Source organism: Flavobacterium sp. (assembly GCF_013823965.1).
Lineage (GTDB): Bacteria > Bacteroidota > Bacteroidia > Flavobacteriales > Flavobacteriaceae > Flavobacterium.
Genome location: NZ_PNNA01000001.1, coordinates 1 through 5,895, shown reverse-complemented (window position 1 = coordinate 5,895; position 5,895 = coordinate 1). Strand labels below are relative to the sequence as shown.

Here is a 5,895-nt window from a genome sequence, read left to right as displayed (position 1 = left end):
TTTTTGTATTAATGGTAAGAACAGTACCAGTAGCTACAGAATAAACTTCTTCTAAAACAGGATCACCACTTTCATTGCGAACAACATTACCGTTTTCGTCTAATTTTTTTACCCAGTTTTTAAGATCCAAACCAATACCACCTGTAACATCTACAGTTGTTAGGAAAATTGGAGAAATCCCGTTTGTTCCTGCAACGATTGGAGCAAAATTCACAAATGGAACGTAAGGACTTGCTTGTCTGCCCGTCCAAAGAGCCACGTTATTTACACCTGACATTCTTGATGAACCTACACCCATAGTTCCTTTTTCAGCGATTAACATCACGCTTTTATCTGGATGTTGTGCTTGAAGCGCCTTGATTTCGTCTTGCGCTTGAGGAGTAATCATACATTTACCGTGCAATTCACGGTCAGAACGAGAGTGCGCTTGGTTTCCTGGAGAAAGTAAATCCGTTGAAATATCTCCTTCACCAGCAATAAAAGTAACAACCTTAATTTCTTCTGCAATTTCAGGTAATTTAGTAAAGAACTCAGCTTTAGCATAGCTCTCTAGAATATCCTTAGCAATTTCATTACCATTTTTGAAAGCCTCAGCTAAACGATCGGTATCGGCCTCATAAAGAAAAACTTGTGTCTTTAAAACTTCCGCTGCATCTTTTGCAATAGCAACGTCATTGCCTAAAGCTAAATCAAGTAAAACAGCAATAGACGTTCCACCTTTCATATGTGACAATAACTCCAAAGCAAAAGCAGGCGTTATTTCGGCAACTACAGATTGACCTAAAACAATTTCCTTTAAAAACTTAGCTTTCACATTGGCCGCAGGAGTAGTTCCTGGAACAACATTGTAAATAAAGAAATTAAGAGAATCAACTCTATTTGCGTTAGCTAAATCTTTGATTTGCGCAATGATTTCGCTTAGTAATTCAGCACCATCAATTGGTTTCGGGTGAAGCCCCTGAATTTTACGTTCTTCGATCTCTTTGATGTAATCGTTGTAAATGTTCATAGTTGAAGTTTTTCAGTGTTAAAGGCAAATTTTCTTGATCAATTCAAAGTCAAATGCCATTGTAAAAATAGGTGTCTTTATTTTTTGTACGCAAACTTAAGAATTAAAGATGAGAATACATAAAAAATAACAAAAGACCTCTTTCTGAAAATTATTATTACCAAATAAGGATTTAATCTGGTTTTTTTTGAATAATATTTAAAAACCAATTATTATATTGCGCTATCGACAATATACATCCCAATTATTGATTAAAGAGATATTTTTGTTTATAAACAAAAAGAATCTTTACTCCCCTTTGAATAAAGATTCTTTATAAAATGACACTATTTTTTATTAAATCAACCTGTCTATAATCATTTCTTCGGTGATTCCTTCGGCATCGGCCTTGTAGTTTTTGATGATTCTGTGGCGTAGAATTCCTGTGGCCACTGCTTTCACATCTTCAATGTCTGGTGAAAATTTTCCGTTGAAAGCAGCATTGGCTTTGGCTGCCAAAATTAAATTCTGTGATGCCCTTGGTCCTGCTCCCCAATCCAAATAGTTTTTAACAAATTCGTTCGACAAAGAATTGTCTGGACGAGTTTTACTGACCAAAGCCACAGCGTATTCTATGACATTGTCGGCAACTGGAATCCTGCGAATCAAGTGTTGGAAATCAATGATTTCTTGAGCTGTAAACAAAGGATTTATTTTTGAATGTGAATCAGAAGTAGTTCGCTTTACCACTTGAACTTCTTCTTCAAAAGAAGGATAATCTAGTTTGATAGCAAACATAAAACGGTCTAATTGCGCTTCAGGCAAAGGATAAGTTCCTTCTTGCTCGATAGGATTTTGGGTCGCCAACACAAAATAAGGCAAATCCAATTTATAATTTTGACCGGCAATGGTCACGGAGCGTTCCTGCATCGCTTCAAGCAAAGCTGCCTGGGTTTTTGGAGGTGTCCTGTTGATTTCGTCAGCCAGAATAATATTCGAAAAAATAGGTCCTTTTATGAATTTGAATTGGCGATTTTCATCCAATATTTCGCTCCCCAAAATATCCGATGGCATTAAATCAGGCGTAAATTGAATTCTTTTAAAATCTAAACCCAGTGCCTGGGCCAATGTATTAACCATCAAGGTTTTTGCCAACCCTGGAACACCCACCAAAAGTGCGTGTCCACCAGAGAAAATACAAAGTAGAATTTGGTCCACAACAGCGTCTTGACCCACGATAATCTTGGCGATTTCACTTTTTAGTTCATTCCTTTTTTGAACCAAGTCATGTATTGCAGCTACATCTGACATTAAAATTTTAGATTTTAGTTTTAGATTTCATAATCTCAAATCTGCAAACTGATTACTTATTATTATTTTTTAAGCCAATTATTCGTGAAAGTACAATCTCTGTACTCTCCATTAATTTTGATATAGGTCCCTTGAATTTTATCGTCAAACCATTTTCCAATGGCTTTAATTTGTTTTTCTTTCAGTGCCAATTCTTTAATTTTTGTATAATCTTTGGCATAATCAGCAGTGTGTTGATCAATTCTATTAGTTACCGTAATTAGTTTGTATTTTTTCTTTCCGGATTGATCTTCATCCAACAATGGTGATGAAATTTCATTGTCCTTTAAATTTGAAATTTGGCTATACAAACTAGGCTCCATTTTGGTCAATTCAAAACGGGTATCTTGTGTTTTTGGATTAATTAATGTTCCGCCGTTGGCTTTGGTCTCTTTTTCGTCCGACATTGTTTTTGCCGCTTCTGCAAAAGTAATTTCCTTGTCTTCAATTCTTTTTTTAATCAAGGTGATTTTTTCTTTGGCAGCTTTAAGATCATCAGCCGTTACTGCAGGTATCAATAATATGTGACGCAATTCCAGGTCTTGCCCTTTTATTTTTTCTACATATATGATATGATATCCAAAGTCAGTTTCGAAAGGTGCCGAAATTTCACCTTCGGCAAGGCTGAATGCAACTTCTTTAAACTCTTTTACAAATTGGGTTTTGCGATTCATTTTATAATAACCACCAGTTGCTCTAGAACCTGGGTCTTGCGAATACAAAACTGCTTTTGTGGCAAAACTTGATCCACCTTCTTGAATTTCTTTTTTGAACTCGTTCAATTTGTCGATTACTTTTTGTTTCTCGGCATCGGAAACTTTTGGAGTGACAACAATCTGCGCCACTTCCATCTCGGCACCAAAAACAGGAAGTTCATCTTTTGGAATCGTTTTAAAAAAATTACGAACTTCTTCAGGAGTTATTTCTACGCCATCAATAATTTTTTTCTGCATTTCCGAAGTCAATTTTTGTTCTTTCAAAATATCAAAGAAATAACTCCTGAACTCTTCCTCTGAATTTTTCTTGTAATATTTAACCACTTTGTCCATCGAGCCAATTTGCTCTACCATATAGCCCAACCTTTCTTCCATCAACGATTTAACTTCAGAATCGGTCACTTTTAAACTGTCTTGTATGGCTTGGTGTGCGTATAACTTGTCTTCCAATAATTTGCCCAACATTTGACATCTCGAGATATCCTTTATGGAACCTCCCGCACCTGTAATTTCCAAGTAGGATTTATCAATATCCGAATCCAAAACAATGTAATCTCCAACTTTTGCAATTACTCCGTCTATTTTCTGCTTTTTGCTTGTATCGCTTTTTTTAACAGTGTCTACAACATTTTCTTTAATGATTTCTTGAGCTATGGCGAAACCACTTGAAAAAAGCAAAAGAAAAAATGTAAATGCAATTTTATTAATGGTGGAATTCATTGGTATTGATTTTAAAAGCATTATTTTGAAGTTTTTTATATTTTTAATTATAACCTTAATGAAACGAGGGTTGGATTCAGTCGTGATTCAGCACTTAATAATCCTGGCCAAATATACGCTTTAAGAATCAAGAAACAGAATTGTTTTAACAACTACAATCTCATTAAATTATAGTTGTAAAAATAACAATTCAATCACACAATACAAGTTTACTTGAGAGTATTAACAAAAATTTATATGCTAAAATATTCAATAACGAATCAAGTCAAATAAACGTACATTAACAAACTCCTTTAAGGGTTAGATATTTTTACAAAGAAAGTATTTTTTATTCTTTTGAAATATTAAAAAATCAAAAAAAGCTGCCAATTTAGGCAGCTTTTTTTGGTCTACAAACTTTCAATAAAAAGTTTATTTTTTGATATTTTCGATAAATTGATCAAACAAATACGATGAATCGTGAGGTCCTGGACTTGCTTCTGGATGGTATTGAACCGAGAAACAGTTTTTATTTTTCATTCGCATTCCTGCCACTGTTCCATCATTCAAATGGAGATGCGTGATTTCCATATCCGGATGGTTGTCCAATTCTTCTTTGTTTACGGCAAAACCGTGGTTTTGGGAAGTGATTTCACCTCTACCGGTAATAATGTTTTTAACCGGATGGTTGATTCCCCTGTGTCCGTTGAACATTTTATAAGTAGAGATTCCATTGGCCAAAGCTATCACTTGATGTCCCAAACAAATTCCAAACAAAGGTTTATTGTTTGCCAAAATCTCTTTTGCCACTTCAATTGCTCCAAACAATGGGTCTGGATCTCCAGGTCCGTTAGACAAGAAAAAGCCATCTGGATTGAATGCAGCCAAGTCAGAGTATTTTGAATCGTATGGAAACACTTTGATGTAGCAATCCCTTTTGGCAAGGTTGCGAAGGATATTGGTCTTGATTCCTAAATCCAAAGCAGCAATTTTATAAGTTGCATTTTCGTCTCCGAAGAAATATGGTTCTTTAGTGGAAACTTTTGAAGCCAACTCCAATCCTTTCATATCCGGAACTTTTGCCAAAGCCGCTTTTAGTTCCTCGATAGGAGTCCCGTCAGTACAAATCACCGAGTTCATTGCACCATTGTCACGAATATAGCTTACTAATCCTCGGGTGTCAACATCAGAGATACAAATCAGGTTTTGTTTTGTAAAATAGTCTTCCAAACTTCCTGAAGCATCTTCACGAGAATAATTGAAGCTGAAATTTTTACAAACCAATCCTGCAATTTTAATGCTGCCAGATTCAATTTCTTTGTCATTCACACCGTAGTTTCCAATGTGTGCATTGGTAGCCACCATAATTTGCCCGTAGTATGAAGGGTCAGTAAATATTTCCTGATAACCTGTCATCCCTGTATTAAAGCATACTTCACCAAAAGTAGTTCCTGAAATCCCGATAGATTTTCCGTGAAATATGGTTCCGTCACTTAGTAAAAGTATGGCGCTTTGTCTTGTTGTGTATTTCATTCGTCGTTGTTATTGTTTTTATTGGTCTTATGGAACTAAGCTAAACTTCGTTTCTTCAGTAGTTAAATATTTTGCAAATTTAATTTTTTAAAACAGTGGATGCAACGTTTTTTGAAAATTTATGTTTTCGAAGCGCTTCTTACACAACTAGAAAACCATAAACTCGTTATTCAAAGCTTCAAAAAAAATCAAAAAAAAAGGACAAACTAACAAAAGTTTATCCTTGATTTTTATTGAATGATTATTTTCATAATTATTCAGCAGCTTCTGATGGAGTTTCAGGCTCAGCAGCCGGAGCTTCTGTTTGAGCAACTGGAGCTGCAACAGCTTCGTCTGCTTTTTTAGCTTTTCCACCACGACGGCTTTTTGCTTTTTTAACTTCTTTTTTACCTCCGTTGTAAAGTTCATTGAAATCTACCAATTCGATCATTGCCATATCAGCATTATCTCCTAAACGATTTCCAACTTTAATGATACGAGTGTATCCACCTGGACGGTCACCTACTTTAGCAGCTACGTCTCTGAACAAGTCAGTTACGGCATATTTGCTACGTAAGTATCCAAAAACGATACGACGGTTGTGAGTCGTGTCAGCTTTAGATTTTGTTA

4 protein-coding genes and 1 pseudogene are annotated in these 5,895 nt (G+C 35.4%); all 5 read right to left on the bottom strand.

Annotated elements, in window-relative coordinates; translation table 11 throughout:
• A pseudogene (locus tag C0430_RS00025) lies at positions 1-1,009 on the bottom strand (bifunctional aconitate hydratase 2/2-methylisocitrate dehydratase); the annotation flags it as partial.
• 336 nt (positions 1,010-1,345) lie between these two features.
• Positions 1,346-2,299 carry a MoxR family ATPase gene (locus C0430_RS00020; RefSeq protein WP_290864091.1) on the bottom strand — a complete coding sequence of 318 codons (954 nt, stop codon included), beginning with the start codon at positions 2,297-2,299 and terminating at the stop codon, positions 1,346-1,348.
• 62 nt (positions 2,300-2,361) lie between these two features.
• A complete protein-coding gene (locus C0430_RS00015) occupies positions 2,362-3,795 on the bottom strand; it encodes a peptidylprolyl isomerase (protein WP_290864089.1) in 1,434 nt (477 codons plus the stop codon).
• A 390-nt stretch (positions 3,796-4,185) separates the two neighbouring features.
• A complete protein-coding gene (carA, locus tag C0430_RS00010) occupies positions 4,186-5,286 on the bottom strand; it encodes a glutamine-hydrolyzing carbamoyl-phosphate synthase small subunit (protein WP_290864087.1) in 1,101 nt (366 codons plus the stop codon).
• A 253-nt stretch (positions 5,287-5,539) separates the two neighbouring features.
• A partial coding sequence (gene rplQ / locus C0430_RS00005; RefSeq protein WP_290864085.1) for a 50S ribosomal protein L17 occupies positions 5,540-5,895 on the bottom strand: 356 nt, incomplete at its 5' end.